Annotated in this window: 20 protein-coding genes; 11 read left to right on the forward strand and 9 right to left on the reverse strand. The window is 74.7% G+C overall.

From position 1 onward, the window contains the following. Positions 1 to 64 precede the first annotated feature (64 nt). The 5 genes from ACIBQZ_RS13455 (at position 65) to ACIBQZ_RS13475 (ending at position 6,936) form a co-directional block, all read left to right on the forward strand. Positions 65 to 2,257 (forward strand): SRPBCC family protein, encoded by a 2,193-nt coding sequence (locus ACIBQZ_RS13455; RefSeq protein WP_396088869.1) that lies wholly within the window; start codon positions 65 to 67, stop codon positions 2,255 to 2,257. Further along, a complete protein-coding gene (locus ACIBQZ_RS13460) occupies positions 2,254 to 3,861 on the forward strand; it encodes an acyl-CoA synthetase (protein ID WP_396088870.1) in 1,608 nt (535 codons plus the stop codon). Before ACIBQZ_RS13455 ends, ACIBQZ_RS13460 begins: the two co-directional genes overlap by 4 nt. Before the next feature lie 23 nt (positions 3,862 to 3,884). Continuing rightward, positions 3,885 to 4,208: a hypothetical protein gene (locus tag ACIBQZ_RS13465; RefSeq protein ID WP_396088871.1), complete on the forward strand. Its 324-nt coding sequence runs from the start codon at positions 3,885 to 3,887 to the stop codon at positions 4,206 to 4,208. Positions 4,209 to 4,291: 83 nt separating this feature from the next. Then, positions 4,292 to 5,722 (forward strand): cellulose binding domain-containing protein, encoded by a 1,431-nt coding sequence (locus ACIBQZ_RS13470; protein ID WP_396088872.1) that lies wholly within the window; start codon positions 4,292 to 4,294, stop codon positions 5,720 to 5,722. Then, a complete protein-coding gene (locus tag ACIBQZ_RS13475; protein ID WP_396088873.1) occupies positions 5,719 to 6,936 on the forward strand; it encodes a cellulose binding domain-containing protein in 1,218 nt (405 codons plus the stop codon). The genes ACIBQZ_RS13470 and ACIBQZ_RS13475 overlap by 4 nt, the downstream gene beginning before the upstream one ends. A 10-nt stretch (positions 6,937 to 6,946) precedes the next feature. Here the strand turns inward: ACIBQZ_RS13475 and ACIBQZ_RS13480 are convergent, their stop codons facing one another. Beyond that, a complete protein-coding gene (locus ACIBQZ_RS13480) occupies positions 6,947 to 7,345 on the reverse strand; it encodes a cellulose binding domain-containing protein (protein ID WP_396088874.1) in 399 nt (132 codons plus the stop codon). Between the two features lie 177 nt (positions 7,346 to 7,522). Between ACIBQZ_RS13480 and ACIBQZ_RS13485 the strand changes: the two genes are divergently transcribed. Beyond that, positions 7,523 to 10,564, forward strand: a complete 3,042-nt coding sequence (locus ACIBQZ_RS13485; RefSeq protein WP_396088875.1) for an AfsR/SARP family transcriptional regulator — start codon at positions 7,523 to 7,525, stop codon at positions 10,562 to 10,564. A 5-nt stretch (positions 10,565 to 10,569) separates the two neighbouring features. On the opposite strand, the gene ACIBQZ_RS13490 is transcribed toward ACIBQZ_RS13485, so the two are convergent. Then, a complete protein-coding gene (locus tag ACIBQZ_RS13490; RefSeq protein ID WP_396088876.1) occupies positions 10,570 to 12,057 on the reverse strand; it encodes an alpha/beta fold hydrolase in 1,488 nt (495 codons plus the stop codon). Between the two features lie 156 nt (positions 12,058 to 12,213). Between ACIBQZ_RS13490 and ACIBQZ_RS13495 the strand changes: the two genes are divergently transcribed. Next, complete coding sequence (locus tag ACIBQZ_RS13495; RefSeq protein WP_396088877.1) at positions 12,214 to 13,485, forward strand: acyltransferase family protein; 1,272 nt, start codon at positions 12,214 to 12,216, stop codon at positions 13,483 to 13,485. Here the strand turns inward: ACIBQZ_RS13495 and ACIBQZ_RS13500 are convergent. Beyond that, positions 13,382 to 13,867, reverse strand: coding sequence for a methyltransferase family protein (locus ACIBQZ_RS13500; RefSeq protein ID WP_396088878.1), 486 nt, complete (start codon positions 13,865 to 13,867; stop codon positions 13,382 to 13,384). The two genes, ACIBQZ_RS13495 and ACIBQZ_RS13500, sit on opposite strands and share 104 nt — an antisense overlap. A 143-nt stretch (positions 13,868 to 14,010) precedes the next feature. Between ACIBQZ_RS13500 and ACIBQZ_RS13505 the strand changes: the two genes are divergently transcribed. From ACIBQZ_RS13505 to ACIBQZ_RS13515, 3 genes are all read left to right on the forward strand, one after another. Next, the gene (locus ACIBQZ_RS13505; RefSeq protein WP_396088879.1) at positions 14,011 to 14,397 is read left to right on the forward strand and encodes a hypothetical protein; all 387 of its coding nucleotides are present in this window, start codon (positions 14,011 to 14,013) and stop codon (positions 14,395 to 14,397) included. A 40-nt stretch (positions 14,398 to 14,437) separates the two neighbouring features. After that, positions 14,438 to 14,635, forward strand: coding sequence for a hypothetical protein (locus tag ACIBQZ_RS13510; protein WP_396088880.1), 198 nt, complete (start codon positions 14,438 to 14,440; stop codon positions 14,633 to 14,635). A 297-nt stretch (positions 14,636 to 14,932) separates the two neighbouring features. Continuing rightward, complete coding sequence (locus ACIBQZ_RS13515) at positions 14,933 to 16,369, forward strand: bifunctional DedA family/phosphatase PAP2 family protein (protein ID WP_396088881.1); 1,437 nt, start codon at positions 14,933 to 14,935, stop codon at positions 16,367 to 16,369. A gap of 36 nt (positions 16,370 to 16,405) precedes the next feature. Here ACIBQZ_RS13515 and ACIBQZ_RS13520 read toward each other — a convergent pair whose 3' ends face one another. The 6 genes from ACIBQZ_RS13520 to ACIBQZ_RS13545 form a co-directional block, all read right to left on the reverse strand. Beyond that, positions 16,406 to 16,648: an acyl carrier protein gene (locus ACIBQZ_RS13520; protein WP_396088882.1), complete on the reverse strand. Its 243-nt coding sequence runs from the start codon at positions 16,646 to 16,648 to the stop codon at positions 16,406 to 16,408. Beyond that, complete coding sequence (locus ACIBQZ_RS13525; RefSeq protein ID WP_396088883.1) at positions 16,645 to 18,075, reverse strand: dihydrolipoamide acetyltransferase family protein; 1,431 nt, start codon at positions 18,073 to 18,075, stop codon at positions 16,645 to 16,647. Before ACIBQZ_RS13525 ends, ACIBQZ_RS13520 begins: the two co-directional genes overlap by 4 nt. Beyond that, positions 18,068 to 19,048, reverse strand: coding sequence for an alpha-ketoacid dehydrogenase subunit beta (locus ACIBQZ_RS13530; protein WP_396088884.1), 981 nt, complete (start codon positions 19,046 to 19,048; stop codon positions 18,068 to 18,070). Before ACIBQZ_RS13530 ends, ACIBQZ_RS13525 begins: the two co-directional genes overlap by 8 nt. Next, positions 19,045 to 20,052 (reverse strand): pyruvate dehydrogenase (acetyl-transferring) E1 component subunit alpha, encoded by a 1,008-nt coding sequence (gene pdhA, locus ACIBQZ_RS13535; RefSeq protein WP_396088885.1) that lies wholly within the window; start codon positions 20,050 to 20,052, stop codon positions 19,045 to 19,047. Before pdhA ends, ACIBQZ_RS13530 begins: the two co-directional genes overlap by 4 nt. Beyond that, the gene (gene acsA, locus ACIBQZ_RS13540; RefSeq protein WP_396088886.1) at positions 20,049 to 21,824 is read right to left on the reverse strand and encodes an acetate--CoA ligase; all 1,776 of its coding nucleotides are present in this window, start codon (positions 21,822 to 21,824) and stop codon (positions 20,049 to 20,051) included. The genes pdhA and acsA overlap by 4 nt, the downstream gene beginning before the upstream one ends. 128 nt (positions 21,825 to 21,952) lie before the next feature. Then, the gene (locus ACIBQZ_RS13545; RefSeq protein WP_396089132.1) at positions 21,953 to 24,322 is read right to left on the reverse strand and encodes a glycoside hydrolase family 65 protein; all 2,370 of its coding nucleotides are present in this window, start codon (positions 24,320 to 24,322) and stop codon (positions 21,953 to 21,955) included. A 104-nt stretch (positions 24,323 to 24,426) separates the two neighbouring features. Between ACIBQZ_RS13545 and ACIBQZ_RS13550 the strand changes: the two genes are divergently transcribed. Further along, on the forward strand, positions 24,427 to 26,538 hold the full coding sequence (locus tag ACIBQZ_RS13550; protein WP_396088887.1) for an alpha-galactosidase: 2,112 nt from the start codon (positions 24,427 to 24,429) through the stop codon (positions 26,536 to 26,538). Positions 26,539 to 26,549 lie beyond the last annotated feature (11 nt).

The following is a 26,549-nucleotide window of genomic DNA, read 5'->3' on the forward strand; positions in this document are numbered from 1 at the left end:
GTCCGGGGTTGCCGTGAGCCAGGTCACTCACATACCGTCACGCCAGACTGTTAGGGAGTGGTCGATGCCAGCTTCGCGCCGGTTCGCGCGGTTCCGTGCCGGCCTCGCCGTGGGCCGGGCGGTGGCCGCCACCACGCTGGCCCGGCTGGTCCGGCGGGCGGCGGGGCCCGACGTGCCGCCCCCGGTGGCTCCGCCGCGCGTCTTCGCGTACCCCTGTGTCGCCACGGCCGAGCTCGCCGCCGACCCGGACCGGGTCTTCGCGGTCCTCGCCGACCCCGCCCGGATGGGCGACTGGCTGGTGCTGCACGCCGGCTGGCCGGCGCCGCCGCCGGCGGAACTGCTCCCCGGCACCCGGCTGACGCAGCGCGTCAAGCTGATGGGCATGCCCAGCGAGGTGCGCTGGACGGTCACCGGCCGGGAGCCGGCGCAGACGCTCTGGCTGGACGGCACCGCCCCGATGGGCATCGCCGTGGGCTTCTACCTGTCCCTCACGCCCACCGCGGGCGGCACGGTGGTGCGCTGCGACGGCGGCGTCGAGGGCGGCACGGCCGACGGGCCGCTCGGCGCGATGCTGGCCCGCAACCTCGCCGACGCCCTGCGGAAGTCCCTGGCGAAGCTGGCCGCCACGGTCGCCGGGCAGCCGCCGCCGGCGCAGCGCCCCGCCGCCCGGCCTGCCGCCGCGCCGCGACCGCCACGCACCAAACCCGCCCCGATCCGCCACGAGCGCACCGGCCGGGACCTCGACCCGTGGACCCCGGTCGTCGTCGGCGCCGGCCAGGTGTCCGAACGCTGCACCGAACCACGCGACGGCGACCCGGTGTCGCTGGCCGTGCGCGCGCTGCGCCTGGCCGCCGCGGACGCCGGCGCGGGGGAGGACCTGCTCACCACCGCCGACTCGGTCGGCTACGTGGCCAGCGTCTCCTGGCAGTACCCGGACGGCGCCGCGCTGATCGCCGAGGCGGTCGGCGCCCGGCCGGCGGAGACCGTGCAGACCGGCATCTTCGGCGGCGACGGCTCGCTGCGGCTGCTCAACGACGCGGCCGCCGCGATCGCCGCCGGGCACGTCTCGGTCGCCCTGCTCGGCGGCGCCGAGGCCGCCGCCACCGCGGCCGCCGCCGAACGCGCGGGCCGCGAGCCGGCCTGGCCCGGCCAACCGGACGGTACGGCGCCGGCCCGCACCGTCGGCGTCGACACCGCGCCGAACAGCGACGCCGAGACCGCCGCCGGGCTGGTCGCGCCCGTCCACCTGTACGCGCTCATCGAGTCCGCGATCCGCGGCCGCCTCGGGCTGTCGCCGGATCAGCACCGCGCCCGGATCACCGCGCTCTGGTCCCGGTTCTCCGAGGTGGCCGCGGCCAATCCGTACGCCTGGCTGCCCGGCCGGCGCACCGCGGCCGAACTGGCCACACCGGACCACAGCAACCGGCCGATCGCGGCGCCGTACCCGAAGCTGCTCACCGCCCACCTCCAGGTCAACCAGGCCACCGGCATCATCGTGTGCAGCGCCGAGGCCGCGCGGCGGGCCGGCATCGCCCAGGACCGGTGGGTGTTCGCGCACGCCGGAGCGCACGCCACCGACGAGTGGTACGTCACCGAACGCGCCGACCTGGCCGCCTCGCCCGCGATCCACGCCGCCGGCCGGGCCGTGCTCGACCACACCGGACTGTCCATCACCGACATCCGCCACGTGGACCTGTACGCCTGCTTCCCGTCGGCGGTGCAGATCGCCGCCGCCGAGCTCGGGCTGCCAATCGACGACCCGGCCCGTCCGCTCACCGTCACCGGGGGACTCACCTTCGCCGGCGGGCCCGGCAACAACTACGCCGGCCACGCCGTGGCGAACCTCGTACCCCTGTTGCGCGCCGACCCGGACGCCTACGGCCTGGCCACCGCCGTCGGGTGGTACCTCACCAAGCACGCGATCGGCGTGTTCTCCGCCCGTCCGCCGGGGCGCGGGTACCGCGACATCAACGCTGACCTGCTGCTGTCGCGCCCGGACGCCCGCAAGGTCAGCGCGGCCCGCACCGGCACTGCCGTCCTCGAGGCCTGCACCGTCACGTACGGCCGCGACGGCGAGCCCGAGGCCGGCATCGTCACCGCCCTGACCCCGGAGGGCGAGCGGGTGATCCGCCGTACCCGCGATCGCGCGTTGATCGACCGGCTGCTCACCGAGGACCCGCTCGGCCGGCCCGTCACCGTCACGGCGGACGGTTTCACCGTCGCCGGCCCGCCCTCCGAACGAAGGTCCCGATCATGATCAGGAGCACGCTCGAACACCTGCAGGCCGTCCGCCGGATGCACCAGATCGGCATCGTCAACCTGCTGCGCCCCGCCCCGCTGCTGCGCGCCGCCGTCCACAACGCCCGGCTCGGCCCCCAGGCTGCCCTGATCATGAAGGCCGCCGCCGAGCACCCCGACGCCCCCGCGGTCACCGACGAACGCGGCACCCTGACCTACCGGCAGCTCGACGAGCAGTCCAACGCCCTCGCCCACGCCCTGCACGGGCTCGGCCTGCCGGACCGCTCGGTGGTCGGGGTGCTGGCCCGCGACCACCGCGGCCTGCTGCTCGCGATCAGCGCCACCGCCCGGGCCCGGCTGCGGCTGGCGCTGATGAACACCGGGCTCGCCAAGCAGCAGCTGATCGAGGTGGCCGCCCGGGAGCAGGTCCGGGTGGTGCTGCACGACAGCGAGTTCGCCGATGTCGTCGACGGGCTGCCGGCCGCCGTCACCCGCTACCTGACCTGGGGTTCCCCCGGCACGTCGATCGACGAGCTGATCGCCGGGCGGCCCACCACGCCGCTGCCCCTGCCCAAGCAGCCGGGCGGGTTCATCATCCTCACCAGCGGCACCACGGGACTGCCCAAGGGTGCGCCGCGGACCAAGGTGTCGCCGCTGGCCAGCGCGCTGATCGCGGACCGGATCCCGTTCCCCCGCCAGGGCGCCGTGGTGATCGCCTCGCCGCTGTTCCACAGCACCGGGTTCGGCGCCTGGACCGTCGGGCTGTCGCTGGCCAACCACGCCGTGCTGATGCGCCGTTTCGACGCCGAGAGCGTGCTGGCGGCCATCGCCGGGCACCGCGCCGAGATGCTGGTCGCGGTGCCCACCATGCTCACCCGCATCCTGTCGCTGGGCCCGGACGTGATCGCCAGGTACGACACCACCTCGCTGCGGACCGTCTTCGTCGCCGGATCGCCGCTGGCGCCCGAGCTGACCACCCGGTTCCAGGACATCTTCGGCGACGTCGTGCACAACGTGTACGGCTCCACCGAGGTCGCCGTCGCCACGGTGGCCCAGCCGGCCGAGTCGCGGCGCGCGCCCGGCACCGTCGGGCGGCCCCCGGTCACCGTCCATGTCGCGCTCTTCGACACCGCCGGCCGGCGCGTCACCGCACCGGGCGAGATCGGGCGGGTGTTCGTGCGCACCGGCATCCCGTTCGAGGGCTACACCGACGGCCAGCGCAAGCAGGTCATCGACGGGTTCATGGCCACCGGCGACCGCGGCCACTTCGACGCCGAGGGCCTGCTCTTCATCGACGGCCGGGACGACGACATGATCATCTCGGGCGGCGAGAACGTCTACCCGCTCGAGGTGGAGCACCTGCTCGCGAAGCGCGACGACGTGGTCGAGGCCGCGGTCATCGGCGTCGACGACGCGGAGTACGGCACCCGGCTGCGCGCGTTCGTGGTGCTCACCGACGGGGCGGCCCGGGACCCGCGGGAGATCCGGGACTTCGTCCGCGCGAACCTGGCCCGCTACAAGGTGCCCCGCGACGTGGTGTTCGTCGACGAACTGCCGCGCAACGCCACCGGCAAGCTGGTCCGCCGGCTGCTGCCCGCCGGCCCGCTGCCCGACGGCACGTGAGCGCGGCCCACCGGAGGCCGGGCATGGCTGAGGAAGCGCAGCTGCAGATCCACGAGTTCACGCATCTGTCGTACGGGTCGCTGACCTGCACGGTGCGATGCCTGGGCGGCGTGATCCGGGTCGGTGCGCCGGTGCGGTTGCTCTCGCCGGCCGCGGACGAGCCGATCGCGGCAGGGCTGGTCATCTCCGGCATCTGGCGCCACGGGGACCTGTCGTTCATCGACCTCGGCATGACGGCGCGCGTCACCGTCACCGGTGCTGTCGACGTGGCGGCGATCCGCGCCGCGGCGGCCGGGGTGCCCGCCGACGAGTTCCACCGGCTGGACCTGCGCCTGGTCGCCGGGTAGACGGGCGTCCTTGTTGACAGGTAATAAATCGATGAACAACAATGCATGGGCGTTCGTTGGGAGCGCTCCCAACTGCTGAGGAGATGCCTGTGCGGCGGCGCCCGAGAGCCTTCATCGTCGTCGCCACCGCGCTGCTGCTCGGGCTCACGGGCTGGCTGCTCGCGCCCACCGCCGGGGCCGCGACCGGCGACGGGTCCCCGAGTGACCCCAACATCGCCTTCTACGGCCGGTGGGACAACGCCGACCCCGCGGCGCTCGTGCCCCGGTTCGCCGGCGCGTACTTCGTCACCGGCTTCACCGGCACCCGGGTGGCGCTCAAGCAGCGGTCCACCATCGACCTCTTCTACAGCATCGACGGCGGCGCCGACGCCTACCTGCAGAACGTGAGCGGCACGGTCAGCCTCACGCCGACCGCGTTGCGTGCCGGCAACCACACCCTGCGGGTGTCCTACCGGGTGGTCGCCGGTTCGTACCACGGCGACGCCGTCTTCCGGGGGCTCACCCTCGACGCCGGCGCCACCACGTTCGCCGCGGCCCGGCCGGCCCGGCTGCTCGAGTTCATCGGCGACTCGATCACCGTCGGCACCACCTCCAGCAAGAACGCGCTGACCGCGTACGGGTGGCTCACCGGCGAACGGCTCGGCGCCGCGCACACCCAAATCGCCGAGGGCGGGGCCTGCCTGGTCAGCGCCGCCGACGGCTGCACCGGGATGGCGGACCGGTTCCTGCGCACCAGCACCGCCGCGGGCTCGCCGCTGTGGGACTTCTCCCGCTACCAGGCCGACGCCGTGGTCATCAACCTCGGCACCAACGACGTCGGGCACGGGGTCAGCAGCACCACGTTCCAGACCGTCTACACCCAGCTCCTGCGCGACATCCGCAGCAAGTATCCGCGGGCCGCGATCCTGGCGCTGCAGACCTTCACCAGGCGGTACGCCGCGCAGACCCAGGCCGCGGTGCAGACCGTCACCGCCGCCGGCGACCGCAACACGTTCTTCGTCGCCACCGACGGCTGGCTGCCCGCCGACGGGCTGAGCGACAGCGTGCACCCCAACGACACCGGGCACGCGGCGATCGCCACCCGGCTCGCCCCGATCATCACCGAGAAGCTCGGCCCGGCCGGCACCACCCCGCCGACCACCCCGCCGGCCTCGCCCGCGCCGTCGGTGACGTCCCCGGCGCCCGGCGGCTCCGGGTGCGCGGTCACGTACACCCGGACCAGCGAGTGGGGCACCGGCGCGCAGTTCGACGTCACGGTCCGCAACACCTCGGCGGCGGCCGTCAACGGCTGGGCGCTGACCTGGACCCTGCCCGGCACCCAGCGGATCACCCAGTCCTGGAACGCGACCGCCAGCCAGTCCGGCGCCCAGGCCAGGGCGGTCAACGTCGGCTGGAACGCCGGCCTCCCCGCGGGCGGCTCCGTCGGCTTCGGGTTCATCACCGACAGCACCCTGACCGGGGCGACCGGGTTCGCCCTCAACGGCGCCGCCTGCAGCGGAGGAGCGGCCGCATGAAGACCTCCCGACGGCGCCTCGCGCTGCTGGCCGGCCCGGCCCTGGTCGTGCTGGCCGGCGGGTTCGGCATCGCCACCGCCGAGGCGGCGACCGCGCCCGCGTGCCGCGTCACCTACACGGTCACCAGCCAGTGGAACACCGGCTTCGGCGCCGACGTCACCGTCACCAACCTCGGCGACCCGGTGAACGGCTGGACCCTGGGCTGGACCCTGGCCGCCGGCCAGGGCATCACCCAGGCCTGGAACGCCACCGTCACCGTGGCCGGCTCGGCCGTGACCGCCACCGCGGCGAGCTACAACAGCTCGGTGCCCGCCGGCGGCAGCGTCAGCTTCGGCTTCACCGGCAGCCACACCGGCGCCAACCCGGTGCCGGCGACGTTCGTGTTCAACGGCACCACCTGCACCGGCCCGGCCGCCACCACGAGCCCGCCGGCCCCGTCGCCGACGCCCTGCACCGGCCCGAGCACGCCGCCGGTCACCCCGTCGCCGACGGCCGCGCCGCCGAAGGTCAAGGTGTGGATGGCCGGCGACTCCACGATGATGAACGCCGCCGCCTGCCCGATCGGCTGGGGCAGCCAGTTCGCCGGCTACCTCACCACCGACGTCACCGTGCAGAACAGCGCCGTCGGCGGCCGCAGCGTGCAGACCTGGCTGTACGAGGGCAACGTCACCGGCACCAGGAACTCGGCCGGCGAGTGTGTCGTCAGCCCGGCCACGTACCACGCGCGGTGGACCGCCATGCTGGACGCCACCACCGGGATGAGGGCCGGCGACTACCTGGTCATCCAGTTCGGCATCAACGACGGCGACTCGGCCTGCCCCCGGCACGTCGGCGCGGCCCGCTACCAGGAGCTGCTCGGCGTCATGGCGCAGGCCGCCAAGGCCCGCGGCGCCAAGCCGATCCTGGTGACCCCGGTCGCCGCCGTCACCTGCAGCGGCAGCACCGCCGTCGGCAACCGCGGCTTCCTCACCGAGACCAGGAACGCCGCCACCGCCAACGGCGTGCCGGTGATCGACCTGCACCAGCGCAGCCTGGCGCTGTACAACTCGCTGAAGCTGTGCCCGAACAACGGCGACTACACCGCGGGCGCGGTCGGCGCGTTCTTCTGCAACGACCACACCCACTTCGAGGCCGCCGGCGCGCGCCAGATCGCCGGGCTGGTCGCCACCGCGCTGCGCGAACAGGGCATCGGGCTGGCCGCGTATCTGCGCTGAGGGCCGGGGGTCAGGCGCTCGTGCAGAGGTGGTCGTTGACCCGGAACTCGGCGGGCCGGGGCCCCTTGACGTCGCCGGTGGCGTGGAAGCCCACCGACACCGACTCCTTCGGGTCGACCTCGCCGTTGTACCTGAGGCTGTACGCCGTCACGTCCTGGCCGTCCACCTTGAAGTCCGCCTCCCAGCCGGTGCGGAGCAACTGCCCGGCCGGCAGCGAGAACTTCAGCGTCCAGCCGTAGAGGGTGGCCGTCCCGGTGTTGGTGATGGTGATCTGGCCGTTGAACGACCAGGCGTCGCCGTAGGTCCGATAGTCGACATGACAGATCGCCGGGTCGGCGGCCGCGGCCGGCACAGCGGGTGTGAGCAGGGCCGTCGCCAGGCCGGCGACAATCGCTGAGTATCGATGCATCGCTGGAGTGCTCCCGTGCTTGTGATATCGGATCGGGTCGATTTATGGTTCCGGAAGCAGGGTGCGTCGCCGCACTGGATCCTGACTGGACGGTGACTGGACGGCGCCGCTCGGCCGCCCGCCGCGCGCCGTCCGGCGGACCAGGCGCCGGCAGCAGCACGGCCCGGGGGTGAGAGCGTGCGGATTCAGGTGCTCGGACCCGTCCGCGCCTGGCTCGGCGACGAACCGGTGGAACTGACCTCGGCCGGCCGGCGCGCCGTGCTCGGCCTGCTCGCCCTCGCCGGCGGGCAGCCGCTGAGCCAGGCCGAGCTGGTCGACGCGCTCTGGGGCGAGCGGCCGCCGCCGAGCGCGGCCAACGTCATCCAGACCCACGTCAAGCATCTGCGCCGGCTGCTGGAGCCCGGACGCCCGGCCCGCTCGCTCAGCGCCCGCCTGCCCCGGGTCGGCGCCGGATACGCCCTGCGGGTCTCACCCGGCAACCTGGACCTCCTGCGGTTCCGGCGGCTGCTCGCCGAGGCGGCCACGGCCCAGCAGGGCGGGGACCCGCGGGGCGCGGCCGAGCTGTACGCCGCGGCGCTCGCGCTGTGGCAGGGCGAGCCGCTGATGGACGTGCCGCTGCTGGCCGGGCATCCCAAGGTCGTCGCCGTGGCCGAGGAGCGGCACGCCGCCCTGGGCCGCTACGGCGAACTCATGATCACGCTCGGGGAGGTGTCCGAGGCGCTGCCGGCCCTGGAGGAGGCCGCGGCGGCCCAGCCGCTGGACGAGGCCGGGCAGGCCCGGCTGATCCGCGCCTACGCCGTTGCCGGCCGCCGGGCGAAGGCGTTCGCGACGTTCCACGACGCCCGCCGCCGGCTCGCCGACGAGCTGGGCGTGGATCCCGGCCCGGCGCTGTCCGCCGCGCACGAGGCCGTGCTGCGCGACCCCGGCGAGCCCGTCGCGGCCCCGGCGCCGCCGCCACCGGCCCCGGTACGCCCGCCGCCCGCGCAGCTCCCGGCTGACGTGCCGGGCTTCACCGGCCGCGAGGAGGAGCTGGCCGCCCTCGACCTGCTCGTCACCGACCATGACGACCAGCTCACCGCCGTGGTCATCTCGGCCGTGTCGGGCATGGCGGGGGTCGGCAAGACGGCGCTGGCGGTGCGCTGGGCGCATCGGGCCCGCGCCCGGTTCCCCGACGGCCAGCTCTACGTGAACCTGCGCGGCTACGACACCGAACAGCCGATGACCCCCGAGGACGCGCTCGCCGGCTTCCTCCGGGCGCTGGGGATGGCCGGCGGTGACATCCCGGCCGCCCGGGACGAACGGGCCGCCGCATACCGGAGCCTGCTGGACGGCCGCCGGCTGCTGATCGTGCTGGACAACGCCGCGTCGGTCGAGCAGATCCGGCCGCTGCTGCCCGGCACGGCGACCTGCGCGGTGGTCGTCACCAGCCGGGACACCCTGGCCGGCCTGGTCGCCCGGCACGGCGCGGGCCGGCTCGTGGTCCCGCTGCTGTCCCGGGAGGAGGCGCTGGTCCTGATCACCCGGCTGATCGGCGAGCGGGTGCGTGCCGAGCCCGCGGCCGCCGCCGACCTGATCACCCGCTGCGCCCGGCTGCCGCTGGCCCTGCGGGTCGCCGCCGAGCTGGCCGCCGGCCGACCCGAGGCGCCGTTGCGGGAGCTGGTGGCCGAGCTGGCCGACGAGGGCCGCCGGCTGGAGCTGCTCGACGCCGGCGGCGACCCGCAGACCGGGGTCCGCGCCGTGTTCTCCTGGTCCTACCGGCAGCTCCCGCCGGCGGCGGCGCGCGCCTTCCGGCTGCTCGGCCTGACCCCCGGTCCGGACGTGTCGGGGTACGCGGCCGCGGCGCTGCTGGGCACCGGCGTCACCGAGGCCGGCGAGCTGCTGGCGGTGCTGGCCCGCGCCCACCTGATCCAGCAGCCGGGCGCCGGCCGGTGCACGCTGCACGACCTGCTGCGGGCGTACGCGATCAGGCTGGCCGCGGAGATCGGCGACGGCGAGGGAACCGCCGCCCTGGACCGGCTCTTCGACGCGACGCTGTACACCGCGACCGCGGCGATGGACACCCTCTACCCGGCGGAGCAGCACCGCCGGCCCCGGGTGGAGCGGCCGGCGTCGCCGGTGCCACCGGTCGGTGACGGCGCGGCGGCCCAGGCCTGGCTGGACCGCGAACGCGCCAACCTGGTGGCCCTGGTGGGGCACGCGGCCACCCACGGCCGGCCCGCGCACGCCGTCCGGCTCACCCTGACGCTGCTGCGCTACCTGGAGAGCGGCGGCCACTACCCGGAGGCCGTCGCCATGCACGAGCACGCGATCCGCGCCGCCCGGCACGCCCGCGACGCCTCCGCCGAGGCGCAGCTGCTGACCAATGTGGCCGTCATGGACGTCCAGCAAGGACACTACGAGCAGGCCGACGGGCTGCTGCGGCGGGCGGTCGAGCTGGCCCGCGGGTGCGGCGACCACGCGGCGGAGGCGCGGGCGCTGGGCAACCTCGGCCACGTCGACCAGTGGCAGGGCCGCTACGACGAGGCCGCCGAACGGCTCCAGGAGGCCCTGGCGCTGTGCCGGCTCACCGGCGACCGGGCGGCGGAGGCGCGGGCGCTCGGCAACCTCGGCCAGGTGTACCGGCGTCAGGGCCGCGACGGGCAGGCGGCGGCCTACCTGAGCGAGGCGGTCCGGATCTGCCGCCGCATCGGCGATCCGGTCGGCGAGGGGTACGCCCTGGTCAGCCTCGGCGACGTGGCGGCACGGCAGCGCGACACCCGGCGCGCGGCCCGCTGCCACCGCGAGGCGCTGGAGATCTTCCGGCGCACCAACGAACGGGCCGGCACCGCGCTGGCGCTCGACGGCCTCGGCGCGGTCACCCACGACACCGTGTTCCTGCGTGAGGCCCTGGAGATCTTCCAGCAGCTGGGCGAGCGGGCCGGCGAGACCCGGGCCACCAACAGCCTCGGCGAGGTCCTCACCACGACCGGGCGGCCCGGGCACGGCCGCGAGGAGCATCTGGCGGCGCTCACCCTGGCGATCGAGATCGGCGACCGATACGAGGGCGGCCGGGCGCACGCCGGCCTGGCCCGGGTGGCCGAGATGCTCGGCGACCCGGACTCGGCCGGCCGGCACTGGGCGCAGGCGCTGAGCCGGTACGCCGAGATCGGCGCGCCGGAGGCCGAGGACATCCGCTTGATCATCGACCGGCGGCAGGCGTCCGGCACGCCACGCCGCTGACGTCGTTACCGGCGGTACGTCTCGGCCAGCACGGTCGAGACGAGCAGGTCGTTGTAGCGGCCCGGCTCCTCGGCGTCGGGGTTGTGCCCGGAGTCCGCGAACTCGTACACCCGCTTGACCGGCGCCCGCAGCTGCGCGATCCACTCGTCGGCCAGAGCGCTGCGGGCGGTCAGCTCGTGCCGGCCCTGCATGAAGTAGACCGGCACGTCGAGCCGCGGCACGTCCCGGCGGAAGTCGACGCCCTGGATCCGCGGGTAGAGCAGCCCGCCCATGTCCGCGAAGCCGCGCAGCTCGTTCCAGGTGTCGAGCACGCTGTACTCGTCCGGGAAGAAGCCGCTCAGGCCCCGCGCCGCGGCGAACGCCGGGACCGGCTCGTAGGGCTCGACGGCGTCGTAGTACTCCATCACCAGCGCGTACCCCAGCACGTCGCGGTACGGCGGCGCGCCGAGCGCCGCCAGCCGCTGCCGCAGCCCCCGGTCCCCGGTGCGGTCCGCGTACGCGGTCAGCTGCCGGTACAGCCGCAGGTCCGTCTCCCGCTGGCTGACCATCTGGCCGGTGCCGACGAAGGCGTGGAAGAGATCCGGCCGGCGCTGCGCCATCAGCACCCCGAGCGTGCTGCCCCAGGAGTTGCCGGTCAGGTAGATCTTCGGCTCGGCGAAGCGGCGGGACAGCCACGCGGTCAGCTCCAGGCCGTCGGACACCAGCCGATCGAGGGTCAGCGCGGCGGTCGGATCCACCGCCGGGTACGACTTGCCGGCGCCGCGCTGCTCCCAGACGACCACGGTGAAGTGCTCCTCGAGCGGCTGGTTGAAGGTGCGCACCCAGCCGACGTCGGAGCTGCCGGGGCCACCGGACAGGTGCAGCAGCACCGGATTGCCGGCGCTGTCCCCGCGGATCGACACCCACTGGTCGGCGCCGCCCAGCCGGACCTTGGTCATCGTGGCGACACCGCCCGGCGCGGGCTCGGCTGTGCCCGGCCGGACCAGCAGCAGCCCGAGAGTTCCCACCACGAGCAGCACGACGGCCGACCAGATGCCGGCCCGGCGCGCCGGACGGCGCCGCCAGACCCGGCCGCCGACCACCCCGAGCAGCATGGGCAGGCACGCCACCACGACGTACATCACGTGGACGGCGAGGAACACCAGGACGCCCAGCGTCACGTCGAAGCGCGGCCGGCCGAACGTGGGACCGTCCAGACCGAACACCGTGGCGCGGGCGAGCTCCCACCCCGCCAGGTGCAGCACCGGCGCCGCGACGACCATCCAGCGGGTGCGGACGCCCCACCCGGCCAGCCCGCCGACAAGCGTGGCCACGATCAGCAGCACGACCACCTGGGTGCCGGTCACCGGACCCCGCGGGATCAGCGCGGCCGACACCACACCGGACAACACGACCAGCGAGGCCACCGCGGCCGGGACCCACCGGGACCGTCCGCCGGCGGGTGACGGGGGCGTATCCGGGAACGCGGCGGGCAGGACCGGCGTGGTGGCCATGAGTGATCACCCTTTTCCAGCGTCTCGCCTCAGCGTCCGCCCGCGGCCCGGACGCCCGGCAGAGGACAACGACCCGGCGCGGGCGCCGTGCCGGGTCGTGCGGCTCCGGGCCGTTCGCCTCTGGCGCGGGGGAGCCCGGTGTGCGGTGCTGGGGCCATGGCGGTGCCCGAAGCTCCGGCGCCCGGCGGTGGTGTGCCCGCCGTACGGCCGGGGTCGGCGCGGCTGGTCGCCCTCGACGTGATCCGGGTTGCCGTGGTGGTCATGGTGATCGTGCATCACGCGGCGCAGCCGTACGGGCCGACCGGTGGCGAGTGGCCGGTGACCGACACCGCGCGCAGCGACTGGTTCCGGCCGTTCTACTCGGTGAACGCCGCGGTCGGGCTCGGGTTGTTGTTCCTGCTCGCCGGGTATCTCTGCGGGCCGTCGCACGATCGCAAGGGGTCGCGGCGGTTCCTCCGGGAGCGGTGGAGCCGGCTGGGCGTACCCCTGGTGGTGTTTGCTCTTGTCGCGAACCTGCCGCTGGTGCTGGCCGGCGAGCAGCCGCGGTCGGCCGGGGAGTTCGTGGGCTTCCTGTACCGCGAGGCGTGGTCACCGCTCTATCTGCATCTGTGGTTCGTGGGTCACCTGCTGCTGTACTCGCTCCTCTACGTGGCATGGCGGCGGCTCGCCGGCCGGCCGCCGCGCTCCTGGCCGGCGCCGGGGCACCGGACCATCCTGGCGTTCGCCGTCGGGCTGATCGTGGTCACCTGGGTGATCCGCTGGTGGTACTCCGTGGACGAATGGGTGCCGCTGCTGTGGATCGTCCCCGTCGAGCCGGCCCGCCTCCCGCAGTACCTGGGCCTGTTCGCCGTCGGGGCGGTGGCCTACCGGGGCGACTGGCTGCGCACGCTGCCGAGCGGCACCGGCCGATGGTGGCTGGGTGTGGGCCTGGCCGCCGCGGCGGGCATGGTCGCGGTGCAGACGCTCGCGCCCGCCGGCTGGCGGTACAACGAGCTGGCGGACGGTGGCGCCGGCTGGCAGTCATCGGTGCGCAGCACGCTGGAGGGGTTCATCGGCGTCGGGCTGGCGGTCGGCGTGCCGGTGGTCGTCCGGGATCTGGTGCGCCGGCCGCTGCGGCTGGTCTCCGCCCTGGCGGTCACCAGCTACGCGGCCTACATCCTGCACGTCTACCTCGTGGTGCCGATCCAGTACGCGCTCACCGGCCCGGCTCTCTCGCCGTTCGTGAAGTTCGGCATCGTCGCCGTGCTGGGGGTCGCGCTCTCGTTCGGCGCCGCCCACCTCTCGCGCCGGGTACCGGGCGTCCGCCGCCTGCTCGGCACCGCCGTCACCGGGCGCGGAGCCTCGGGACAAACCTCGGCGTGCGTCGCGCGTACGCCGGATAGTCCGGGAACCGGGCCCGCAGCTGCCGCTCCTCCCAGCCTGCCTTGACGACCAGCAGGGCGCAGAGCGCGGCGGCCGCGGCCGGCCGGACCCGGCCGCCGGCCGTCAGTCCGCGCACGGCCGAGGCGGCCATCGCGCCGGTGTAGACGGGGTGCCGCACCACCGCGTACGCGCCGCCGGTGCGCAACCGGCTGCCCTCCCGGGGCAGCGGCATCGGGGTGAGGTCGGCGCCGAGCTCGCGGGCGCCGGCGACGGCCACCACGGCGCCGGTGCCGATGGCCAGCCCGGCCGTCGCCCGGAGGGCCACCGACCGGCGGGCCGGCGGCTGCACCCCCGGCCGCCGCCGGCGCGGCGCGAAGATCACCACGAACAACGCCGACTGGGCGGCCACGAAGGCGTACCCCAGCAGTCGCTCACTCCGGTTCCGCATGCCCCGATCATACGAAGCGGCCGGCGGCGCCACCCGGTCCGGCGTGCATCCCGCGACGGGCCTTCCGTCCCTGTCGATCGTGGGCGGCACGGGGAAGACTGAAGGGACGACTTCCTGCCGCAGCGGCGAAGAAGGTGGTCCGGATGCGTCGCGTGATCGCCCTTCTGGGTCTGGTGCTGGTGCTGAGTGCCTCGGGATGCGCGGGCGGGCAGCCCGCCGCGCCGGTCACGCCGGCGCCGACGAGCAGCGCCGCGACCCTGCTGACCGTGCCGGACGTCGTCGGTGACAACGCCGCGGTGGCGCTCGACCGCCTCGACAAGATCGGCTTCACCGATGTCGACCTGGGCACGGTCGACGGGCGGCGGGCCGTCGTGCTGCCGCAGAACTGGACCGTGCGGACGCAGTCGGCGAAGCCCGGCTCGCGGCTGGAGCCGGACGCGAAGATCGTGCTCGGCTGCGCCCGGATCGGCGGGACCCGCTGGCCGTGGCAGGACGAGTCCGCCCTCGGCCCGGCGGGCGGGTCGCGATGAGGACCAACGGCCGCAGCGATGCGGCGGGGAGGAGCGGGACGTGATTGACAAGGAACGCCGCTCGGGCCGGACAGTCAATCACGGCGGCAACGCCGTGTACGGGCTCGGCCTGATCGGTGCGCTCGTCTACTACCTGCGGGAGGCCGACAACTTCGGCGCCGGGGTGATCGGGGTGCTCAAGGCGATCGTCTGGCCCGCCTTCGTCGTCTACGACCTGCTGGGGCACCTGGCCGGCTGACCCGGCGCGGCCCGGCCGGCGGCGATCGAGGCCCGGGTCGCGGCGAGCTCGTCCGGGTCGAGCAGGTAGAGGTAGGGGCACTGGCTCGGGCCCGGCGCGCTGCAGGCCCCGCACGGGCGCGACGGGTCAACCACACACGCCGACTCGGATCGCATCAGTTGCTCCTCACGGCCGGGAACCCGTCCTCATGGCGAGCCTGCTGGGTCCGGCGGCCGGCTGGTAGGGCCGTTCGGCTCACCTCGCCGCCCGGCCCTGGCACCCGGCCGGGGCGGCCGGACGATGAACGTGGAGGCGGTGATGGGACGCTGGCTGAGCGATGCCATGGCGGCGGTGCCGCCGCTGCTGGCGTACGTCGTGGTCGGGGTTCTGGCCACGGCGGAGTCGCTGTTCCTCGGGCTGGTGCTCCCCGGCGAGCTGGTGCTGGTGCTGGGTGGGCTGCTCGCGTACCACGGCCGGGCCAGCCTCACCGTGATGCTGGTGCTGGCCGCGCTGGGGTCGGTCGGCGGTTACCTGCTCGCGTACGCGATCGGCCGGCGGTACGGGCCGGCGTTGCGGACCAGCCGGCTGGGGCGCCGGATCGGCCCGGCCCGCTGGGCGGCGGTGGAGAAGTCGCTGGTCGAGCGGGGAGCGCGGGCGATCCTGTTCGGCCGCCTGGTCGGGGTGCTGCGGGCCGTGATGCCGATGGCGGCCGGGATGGCGCGGATGCGCCTGCGGACCTTCGCCATCTACGCCACGGTCGGTGGCCTGATCTGGGGGCCGGGTTCGGTGCTGCTGGGCTATTTCGCCGGCGGTTCCTATCAGCAGATCGTCGCGGTCACCGGCCCCGCCGGGGTGGTGCTGGTGGTCCTGCTGGTGCTGATCGGCGGCGTGACGGCGGCGGCCCGGTGGATCGCCCGGCATCCGGAGCGGCTGCGGTCCGCGGCCGGCCGGGTGCTCGACCGGCCCCGGGTGCTCACGCTGCGCCGGCGCTACCGCCGGGAGCTGGCGTTCGTCGCCCGGCGGTTCACCCCGCGCGGGGCGCTGGGCCTGTGGCTGACCCTGGGCCTGATCGTCATCGGGCTGGCCGGCTGGGCCTTCGGCGACATCCTGGCCGGCGTCGTGGGCAAGGACGAGCTGGCCACCCAGGACAGCCCGGTCGCGGCCTGGCTGGTCGGCCACCGCACCGGCTGGCTGACCGCCGTCATGCGGGTCGTCACGATGATGGGCAGCAGCCGCATCACGGTCGTCGTGCTCCTGCTCGCCTGGTTCGTGCTGGCCCGCGACGAGTACCGCTGGTCCACCGCCGCCATGGTCCTCACCGTGGCGGCCGGCACGAACGTGCTGGTGGACGCGATCAAACTGCTGATCACCAGGACCCGCCCGGACATCGCGGATCTGCTGACGGCGGCGCCGGGGTACGCCTTCCCGTCCGGGCACAGCGCGCAGGCCGCGGCCACCTACGGGCTCGTCGCCTATCTGCTCGCCGGCCGGCTCCGGCGCTGGGAGCACCGGGTCGGCGGGTGGGCGGGGGCGGTCCTGCTCATGCTGCTCGTCGGGTTCTCCCGGCTGTACCTGGGCGCGCACTGGCTCACCGACGTCCTCGGTGGCTACGCCCTGGCCGCGGTGTGGACCGCCCTGGTCGTGACCACCTTCGGGGTGCTGGTGCGCGGCAACCTGCCCCGCCCGGGTGCACCGGCGCCGGAGCCGTCCGAGGCGGTCACGACGCCGACGGAGGAAGCGCGGCCCCGGCGGTGACGCCGGTCCGTGCGGCCACCGGCCGCCACCGCGACGTCAGGCCACCGCGGTCAGGAACGCGCCCGCCTCGGCCATCGTCGCCAGCCGCGGATAGTCGTCCTCGTCGATGCGGCGGCCGGTGCGTTCGCTCAGCAGCTCCACGAAGCGCAGGAAGTCCAGCGAGTCCAGCTCCAGGGCCTCCCGGATGTCGGTGGTGGGGGCGAGCCGGTCGAGGTCGGCTTCCGGTGCGACCTCGTGCAGCGTCGCCCTGACGACGGCGAGGGGGTCGGTGGGTTTCACAGCTCCTCCGGTCGGTGCAGCAGTCGGGACAGGGTTCGCAGGTAGCGGGCTCCGGTGGCGCCGTCGGTGGCGCGATGGTCGGCGGCGAGGCTGGCGGTCACCAGCCGGCGGATGCCGAGCAGGCCGTCCACCGCCCACGGCCGCTCGACCACCGTGCCGAATCCGACGAGCGCCACCTGCGGCGGATAGATCACCCCGATGATGGACTCGACGCCCTGCTCGCCGAGGTTCGAGACGGTGAGCGTGGGGCTCGACAACTCGGCGCCCCGCAACCGTCCCGACCGGGTACGCGCCACCAGGTCCTTGAGCCGGCTCATCAACTCCTCCACCGGCAGGGTGTCGGCGTCCATGATCGCCGGCGCGACCAGCCCGCCGCCGCGCAGGGACACCGCCACGCCCAGGTGCACCGCCGGCGCCGGCAGGAAGCGGTCGTCCAGCCAGAACCCGTTCAGCTCCGGGACCTCGCGCGCCGCCCGGGCCGCCGCCTTGAGCAGCAGCGCCGCCGGCACGATCCGCTGTGGCACCGGCAGTGCCTGGTTGCGGTCCCGCAGCCAGGCGAGAGCGGCGCTGAGGTCGATGGTCTCGGTCAGGTAGTAGTGCGGTATCTCGCGCTTGGACCGGGCCATGAGCGCGGCAATGGTCGCCCGCATGGCGGCCGCGCGCCGGGCCGCCTGCTCCCCGGCACTGGCCGCGGCGCCGGGCTCGGTGACCGGCGGGGCGGCCGGCTCCGCGCGGGTTGTGGCGGACTGCGCCGTGCTGCCCGGTTCCGCGGCCCGCGCGGCGGGTGAAGCCGGCTCCGCGCCGGTTGTGGCGGACTGCGCCGTGCTGCCCGGTTCCGCGGCCCGCGCGGCGGGTGAAGCCGGCTCCGTCCGGTGCCGGTCGGCCGCCAGCCGCACGTCCGCGGCGCGGATGGCGCCGCCCGGACCGGTGCCGGTCACCGCCGACAGATCCACGTCGGTGTCCCGCGCCAGCCGCTGGGCACGCGGCGAGACGCGCAGCCGCACCGCGGGCGCCGGGGCGGGCGCGGGTGCCGGGGACGCGGGGGTGACCTCGGCGGCGCGCTCGACGTCGCGGCGGGTGATCCGCCCACCGGGTCCGCTGCCGTGCACGTGCTGCAGGTCGACGTGCCGCTCGTGCGCCTCCCGGCGGACGAGCGGGGAGAGCACGGGCGACGGCGCGGACTCCGCGGGTGGCCCGGTGGCGATGATCGCGAGCGGCGTGCCGACCGGGACCCGGGTGCCGGGCTCCACCAGCAACTGCTGCACCGTGCCGCTGTCGAAGCACTCGACCTCGATGGCGGCCTTGTCGGTGTCCACCACCGCGACGATGTCGCCCTTGCCGACCTCGGCGCCGGGCCGCACCAGCCATTCGAGGAGCACGCCGTCGGTCATGTCGGCGCCCAGCGACGGCATCCGGAACTCAGCCATCGGCGCTCACCAGCTCACGGACCGCCGCCCGGACGTCGGCCGGCTGCGGCAGAGCGGCCTGCTCCAGCTGGGCGGCGTACGGCATCGGCACCTCGGCCGAGCAGACCCGCGCGACCGGGGCGTCCAGTTCGTAGAACGCCTGCTCGACGACGCGGGCGCTGACCTCGGCGGCGAGACTGCCCGAGCGCCAGCCCTCGTCCACGATCACGACCCGGTGGGTACGGGCCACCGATGCCATGATCGTGGCGTCGTCCAGCGGCCGCAGGCTGCGCAGGTCCAGCACCTCGGCGTGCACCCCGTCGGCGGCGAGCAGGTCCGCGGCGGTCAGCGCGGTGCCCACCGTGCCCCCGTACCCGATCAGCGTCACGTCGTCGCCGGACCGGCGGATCGCAGCGTGCCCGATGTCGGTCGACGGCTCGTCCGGCACCTCGCCGGAGGTGCCGTAGAGCCCGCCGTGTTCGAAGATCAGCACCGGGTCGGGGTCGGCCAGGGCGACCGCGAGCATTCCGCGCGCGTCGGCCACCGTCGCCGGGGCCAGCACCCGCAGGCCGGGTATGTGCGCGTACCAGCCCTCCAGGCTGTGGGAGTGCTGCGCGGCGAGCTGGCGGCCGCCGCCGGTGGTCATGCGCACCACCAGGGGCACCCCGAACTGCCCGCCCGACATGTGCCGCAGCGTCGCCGCGTTGTTGAGGATCTGATCGAGCGCGAGCAGGCTGAAGTTCACCGTCATGATCTCCACGATCGGCCGCAGCCCGCCGAGCGCCGCCCCGATGCCCGCGCCGACGAAGGCGGCCTCCGACAGCGGGGTGTCGCGGACGCGGTCCGGCCCGAACTCCTCCAGCAGGCCCAGGCTGACGCCGAAGCAGCCGCCGTAGCGGCCGACGTCCTCGCCCATGAGGAAGACCCGCTCGTCGGTGCGCATGGCGGTACGGATGGCCTCGCGCATCGCCTCCCGGTAGGTCATGGTGGTCATGGCTGGACGCTCCCCTCCGCGTGGACGAACCGGGTCAGCTCCTCGACCGGCTCCTGCGCGCCCGCCTCGGCGAACGCCACGGCGGCGTCGACCGTGCCGGCCACCTCCCGTTCCACCGTCGCCAGCCCGTCGTCGTCGAGCTGCCCGGCCTCCCGCATCCGGGCCACCAGCAGCTCGATCGGATCGCGCTTGCGCCACTCGGCGACCTCGGCCTTGTCCCGGTAGCGGTCGGAGTCGTACATCGAGTGCGCCCGGAAGCGGTACGTGCGCAGCTCCAGGAAGCGCGGCCCGGCGCCGGACCGGACGGCGTGCACGGCCGTGTGCGCGGCCCGGGCCACCGCCTCGACGTCCATGCCGTCCACCGCGTCGGCGGTCATCCCGTACGAGGCGGCCCGCTTCGCCAGGTCGGTGGCGGCGTGGCTGCGTTCCAGTGCCGTGCCCATCGCGTACCGGTTGTTCTCGCAGCAGAACAGCACCGGCAGCCGCCACAGCGCGGCGAGGTTGAGGCATTCGTGGAACTCGCCCTCGGCGACGGCGCCGTCGCCGAAGAAGCACGCGGTCACCACCGGCCGGTGCCGCATGGCGTCGGCGAGGGCCAGGCCGACCGCGATCGGCAGCCCGCCGCCCACGATGGCGTTGCCGCCGTAGAACCGCGTGGCCGCGTCGAACAGGTGCATGGAACCGCCGCGGCCGCGGCTGCAGCCGGTGACCCGCCCGAACATCTCGGCCATGATCGTGTCGGCCGGGACCCCGCGGGCCAGCGCGTGCCCGTGTTCCCGGTAGGTCGACACCACGGCGTCGGCCGGGGTCAGCGCCGGCATGACGCCGGCGGCGATCGCCTCCTCGCCGATGTAGAGGTGCATGAAGCCGCGGATCTTCGCGGCGCTGTAGAGCTCGACACAACGCTCCTCGAAGCGGCGGACGAGCACCATCGTGCGCAGCAGATCGGCACGCCGGCGGGCGGCGGCGGCGGTGGGTGCGGGCGCGACCCGCGTTCTGGTCATCGGGATTCCTCCAGGGTCGACAGGTCACCCTCGGGCAGCCCCAGCTCGCGGGCCTTGAGCAGGCGGCGCATCACCTTGCCGCTGCGGGTGTGTGGCAGCTGCTGGTCGAAGGCGATCTCCTTGGGGGCGACCGCGCCGAGCCGCCGGCGGCCGAACCCGAGCAGCTCCAGGCGCAGCTCATCGGTCTCGGCGATGCCGGGCCGCAGCGTCACGAAGGCCTTGACCACCTCGCCGGCCACCGGGTCCGGCATGCCGATGACGCCGGCCTCGGCCACCGCCGGATGCTCCATCAGGGCGCTCTCCACCTCGAACGGCCCGATCAGGTGGCCCGCCGACTTGATCACGTCGTCGGCCCGGCCGACGAACCAGAGGTAGCCGTCGGCATCGCGCCGGGCCAGGTCGCCGGAGAGGTACCAGCCGCCGGCGAAGCACCGGGCGGACCGTTCCGGCTCGTGCAGGTAACCGCGGAACATCGACGGCCAGCCGGGCCGCAGCGCGAGCTCACCGACGACGTCGGACCCCTCGACGGTGCGGACCCGGCCGTCGGTGACCCGGGCGCGCCCGTCCTCGCCGCGTTCGAGCAGGCCCACGTCGACGCCGGGCATGGGCAGTCCCATCGATCCCGGCTTGATGTCGGTACCGGCGAAATTGGCGATCATGATGGCGCCGGTCTCGGTCTGCCACCAGTTGTCGTGCACCGGGTGGCCGAGGGCGTCCCGCCCCCAGACCACGACCTCCGGGTTCAGCGGCTCACCGACCGAGGCGACGAAGCGCAACGCGGACAGGTCGTAACCGCGGGCGAGCTCGCTGCCGTGGCGCATCAGCATGCGCAGGGCGGTGGGCGCGGTGTACCAGACCGACACCCGCTGCTGCTCCAGCGTGCGGTACCAGCGCTTGGCGTCGAAATCGCCGGCGTCGACCACGACGGTGAGGCCGTGCACCAGCGGGGCGATGATCCCGTACGAGGTGCCGGTCACCCAGCCCGGGTCGGCGGTGCACCAGAACACGTCGTCGGGTCGCAGGTCGAGCGCGTACCCGGCGGTGACGTAGTGGGCGAGGACGGCGCCGTGCACGTGCATGGCGCCCTTGGGCCGGCCGGTCGTGCCGCTGGTGAAGTGCAGCAGGGCGAGGTCGTCCGGGGCGGTGGCGGCCGGGGTGAAGCTCTCCGGGGCCCGGGCGAGGCCGGCGGCCAGGCTCCGGGTGCCGGGCGGGGGCGGGTCGTCGCCGGTCACCAGCACGTGGCGCAGGTTCGGGAGCCGGTCGCGGACCGGGGCGACCCGGCGCTCGTACAGCTGCGGGCTGGTCACCAGGACGACGCCGTCGCCGCGGTCCAGTCGTTCGCGGACCGGCTCCGGGCCGAACGCCGGGAAGAGCGGGGAGAGCACCGCGCCGGACTTGAGCGTGCCCAGTGCCGCGACGTACAGGTCGAGGCCCCGGTTGAGCAGCACGAAGACCCGGTCGCCGCGGGTGACGCCGAGCTCACCGAGCAGGTTGGCGAAGCGGTTCGTCCGGCGGCTGAAGGCGGCGTAGGTCAGGTCCGTCACCTCGCCGTGGCGATCGAGGCAGCGCAGCGCGACCTTGTCCCGCCGCGGGCCGTCCAGGTGCCGGTCCACCGCCTCGTAGGCGATGTTGAGCCCGCCGCCGGGGAGCCCGCGCAGGTCTGCGACGCGGGCCCGGTCCCACGAGAACGTCTCCCGGGTCCGCCGGTAGTCGGAGAGGTTGGCCGCGGCACGTTCCGCGGCGGTCTTGCGAATGGGATCCCAGCCGGACATGATCGCTGTCCCTTCGTCAACGCCCGGACGGGCGCGACGCCCGGACGTCCTGTCCGGACCATGTCACCGCGGCGTCGTGCCCGGTAGAGGAACAGGTCCACGCCGCGGGGGCCGTCCGCCCCCGGGGATCAGTCGACGAGGTCCCGGCGGCGCACCGGCCGGCGGCCCGGCGGCTGGCGGGGCTCTTCGGTCAGCGGGACCGCGGCCGGGATCGGGCGGGTGACCGGGGCGGCGGTGGTCAGGACCAGCGGCTCGCCGTGGTGCCACAGCGTCAGCTCGCCGTCGCCGTCGCCGTCGCGCAGTGAGTAGACGGCCGCTTCCGGGCGGATGGTCACCTGCAGCCGCAACCCGCGCCAGAGCAGCGAGAAGGTGAGCTTCCCGATGCGCCGGGGCAGGCGGGGCGCGAACGACAGCCGGCCGTCGTGGTCGCGCATCCCGCCCAGCCCGGCGACCAGGGACAGCCAGGCGCCGGCCAGGGAGGCGATGTGGACCCCGTCGCGGGTGTTGCGGTGCATGTCGTACAGGTCCATCAGCACCGCCTCGCCGATGTAGTCGTGCGCCAGTTCCAGGTGTCCCACCTCGGCGGCGATGATCGCCTGCGAGCAGGCGGACAGCGAGGAGTCCCGGACGGTGCGCGGCTCGTAGTAGGCGAAGTTGCGGGCCTTGTCCTCGGCGCTGAACGCGTCGCCGCACCAGTGCATCGCGAGCACGAGATCCGCCTGCTTGACCACCTGGGTGCGGTACAGATCCAGGTACGGGAAGTGCAGCAGCAGCGGGTAGTCCTCCGGACCGGTGGCCTCGAAGTCCCACTCCTTCATGAGGGTGAACCGGCGGACCTGCGGATGCACGCCCAGCTCATCGTCGTACGGGATGCTCATGGCCGCCGCCGCGGCGCGCCAGGCCGCGATCTCCTGGTCGCCGACGGCGAGCGCGCGGCCCCGGTCGGGGTGGCGCGCCACGGCGTCGGCGGCCGCCACCAGGTTCCGCCGGGCCATCAGGTTGGTGTAGACGTTGTCGTCGGCGACGGCGGTGTACTCGTCCGGGCCCGTCACGCCGTCGAGGTGGAAGTCACCGTGCCGGTCGTGGTGGCCGAACGAGACCCACAGCCGGGCGGTCTGCACCAGCAGCTCGACACCGATGTCGCGCTCGAAGGCCCGGTCACCGGTCGCGTTCACGTACCGGACCACCGCGTCGGCGATGTCCGCCGCGATGTGCACCGCCGCGGTGCCGGCCGGCCAGTAGCCGGAACACTCGTGCCCGCGGATCGTCCGCCACGGGAACGCCGCGCCGGCCCAGCCCAGCGTGGCCGCCCGCTCCCGGGCCAGGTCGAGCGTGGCGTGCCGCCAGCGCAGCGCCTCGGCCGCCGCGGCCGGCTGGATGTAGGTCAGCACCGGCAGCACAAAACGTTCGGTGTCCCAGAACACGTGCCCGTCGTAGCCGGGGCCGGTCAGCCCCTTGGCCGCGATGGGCCGCTTCTCGGCCCGAGCCCCCGCCTGCAGCACGTGGAACATGGCGAACCGGACCGCCTGCTGCACCTCCGCGTCGCCGTCCAGCTCGACGTCGGCGCCGTCCCAGAAGGTGTCCAGGTAGGCTCGCTGCGCGCGGCACAGGCCGGCCCAGCCCTCGAGCCGGGCGCCCTCGATCGCGGCGGCGACCTGGTCGCGGATCGCCGGCAGGGACCGCCGGCTGGACCAGCCGTACGCCACCAGCTTGACCACGCTCAGCCGCTGGCCGGGCGACAGGTGGCAGGCGATGGTGGTGCGGGCCAGGTCGGTGTCGGCGTCGCTGGTGCACCGCAGCCCCGGCGGCCCCGCCACGAGATGCTCCATCGCGGCGCCCAGCCGCAGACCGCTCTCCCGGGTGACGTGCACCAGCAACCCACCGGTGCCGCCCGCGTGGCTCGCCTCGGCCACGAGCGGCGCCCGCAGCACCGCCGACACCCGGGGATCCTTGAGCGGGCCCGGCAGCGCCTCGTTCGCCACCAGCTCGGACTGGACGATCACCCGGACCGGCTCGTAGAGGGGCTCCACCTCGTACCGGATCGCCACGATCGAACGCTGGGTGAACGAGACCAGGCGCGTCGAGCGCACCCGCACCACCCGCCCGGCGCCCGACCGCCACTCCAGCTCGCGGCGCAGCACCCCGTCCCGCAGGTCGAGCACCCGCTCGTGCCGGAGCAGCCGGCCGTCCCGCACGTCGAACGGCTCGTCGTCCACCAGCAGGCGGATCACCTTGCCGTCGGTGACGTTGACGATCGTCTGACCGGACTCGGGATAGCCGTACCCGGCCTCGGCGTACGGCAGCGGCCGCAGCTCGTAGAACGAGTTGAGGTAGGTGCCCGGCTGGGCGTGCGGATCGCCCTCGTCGAGGTTGCCGCGCAGCCCGAGGTGCCCGTTGGACAGTGCGAAGATCGACTCCGACCGGGCCAGCAGCTCGGCGTCGAGGGCGGTCTCCCGCACCTGCCAGGGCTCGACGGGGTACACCGGCCGCCGGCTCACCACTGCCCACCGCACCCGGACGACAGCCTCAGCCTCATCCACCCATCCTGCACCCGGCCGGGCAGGAGCACGACTCCCGACCGGCCTCCGCCTACGATCACCTCATGACGGGCACCCGGCCGGGGACCGTCCGGCACGACGCCGGCACGGGCACCTGGGTCCTGTACGGCCACAGCACGGCGTACGGCCTGCGCCTGGCCGCCGGCAGCGTCTGGCACGTCTGGTGGGGCCCGGCGCTGACCCCGGGTCAGGTGGCGGCGCTGCCGCTCCCGCCGCGCGACCACGACGACGTGCTCGGCGAGGAGCTGCCCGGCGAGGGCGGGGAACGGTTCGGCCCGCCGTCGGTGCAGGTGGCCTTCGCCGACGGCACCCGGGCCGTCGAGTGGGTGCCCGCCGGCCATCACATCGACGGCGGTCACCTCTGCGTGGCCCTGGCCGACCGCCACTACCCGCTGCGGCTGGAGCTGCACTACCGGGTGCGCCCGGACACGGACGTGATCGAGCGCTGGACGCGGGTGCGGCACACCGGCGCCGCGGCCCCGGTCGCGGTGACCACTCTGGACTCCGCGAGCTGGACGCTGCCGGCCCACCACCACCATCGGCTCAGCCACGTCGGCGGCGAGACAAAGGTGGAGTTCCAGCTGTGCCGCACCACCCTGCGGACCGGCGAGTTCACCCTGACCAGCCGGCGCGGGGTCACCCGGCACGAGGTCAACCCGTGGCTGATGGTGGATCACGGCGACGCCACCGAGGAGCACGGCCGGGTCTGGTCGGTCGCGCTGGCGTGGAGCGGCAGCTGGCGGATCACCACCCGCCGGACGCTGGCGGGTCAGGTGACGATCAGCGGCGGCCCCGGCCACGGCGGCCCGGCCTGGCTGCTGCGGCCCGGCGAGACCTGGCAGACCCCGGTCTTCGCGGGCCTGGTCAGCGACGGCGGGTTCGGCGCCGCCAGCCGGCAGTGGCACGCGTACGTCCGGCGGCACGTGCTGCCCGCGGCCGGCGAGGACCGGCCGGTGTTCTACAACTCCTGGGAGGCCTGCGGCTTCGACGTCGACGAGGCGGGCCAGCGCGCGCTGGCCGGCCTCGCCGCCCGGCTCGGCGTGGAGCTGTACGTGCTGGACGACGGCTGGTTCGGCGCCCGGACCGACGACCGGGCCGGGCTGGGCGACTGGTGGCCGGCCCCGGCCCGGTTCCCGGACGGGCTCGGCCCGCTGATCGCCGAGGTGCACCGGCTCGGCATGCGGTTCGGGCTGTGGGTGGAACCGGAGATGGTCAACCCGGACAGCGAGCTGTACCGCCGGCATCCCGACTGGGTGCTGCACATGGCGCACCGCCGCCGCACCGAGATCCGGCACCAGCTGGTCCTGAACCTCGCCCGCCCGGACGTGGCCGAGTGGACGTACGCCTGGCTGGACCGGCTGCTCACCGACAACCCGATCGACCACCTCAAGTGGGACTCGAACCGGGCCTTCACCGAGGCCGGGTGGCCGGGAGCGGCCGATCCCGGCCGGCTGTTCACCGAGCACACCCGCAACCTGTACGCGATCATCGACCGGCTCCGCGCCGGCCATCCGGGACTGCGGATCGAGGCGTGCGCGAGCGGCGGCGGACGTGTCGACCTGGGCATGCTCGGTCACGCGGAGCTGACCTGGCCGTCCGACAACACCGACCCGGTCGACCGCATCGCCATCCAGGAGGGGTACGGGCAGCTCTATCCGGCCGTGACCATGGGCGCCGGGGCCGGTGACAGCCCGAACGCGGTCACCGGCCGGGCCGCCCCGCTGCGTTTCCGGCTGCACGTGGCGATGGCCGGCGCCCTGGGCCTCAGCGGCGACCTGCGTCAGTGGCCGGAATCCGAGCGGCGCGAGGCGGCCGCCCTGGTGGCCGCGTACCGCCGGATCCGCCCCGTCGTCCAGCACGGCGACCTGTACCGGCTGCGCCCGGCCGCGCTGGACCGCGCGACGGTGGTGCAGTACGTGTCGGCGGACGCCGCGGAGACCGTCGTGCTGGCGTGGCGGGCGATCACCCGTCCCCGTGAGATCGACGTCCCGCTCGTCCGCCTGCGCGGGCTCGACCCGTCGGCGCGGTACCGCGACGTGGAACGGGGCGAGCTCTTCGACGGTGCGGTCCTGACGCACGCCGGGCTGAACCTCGCGCTGCCCGCCGGCGACCAGGCCAGCGTGCTGTGGCACCTGCGCCGGGTCACGGCCCGCTGATCCGCTCCGGC

The organism is Actinoplanes sp. NPDC049599, from assembly GCF_044465625.1.
Classification (GTDB): domain Bacteria; phylum Actinomycetota; class Actinomycetes; order Mycobacteriales; family Micromonosporaceae; genus Actinoplanes.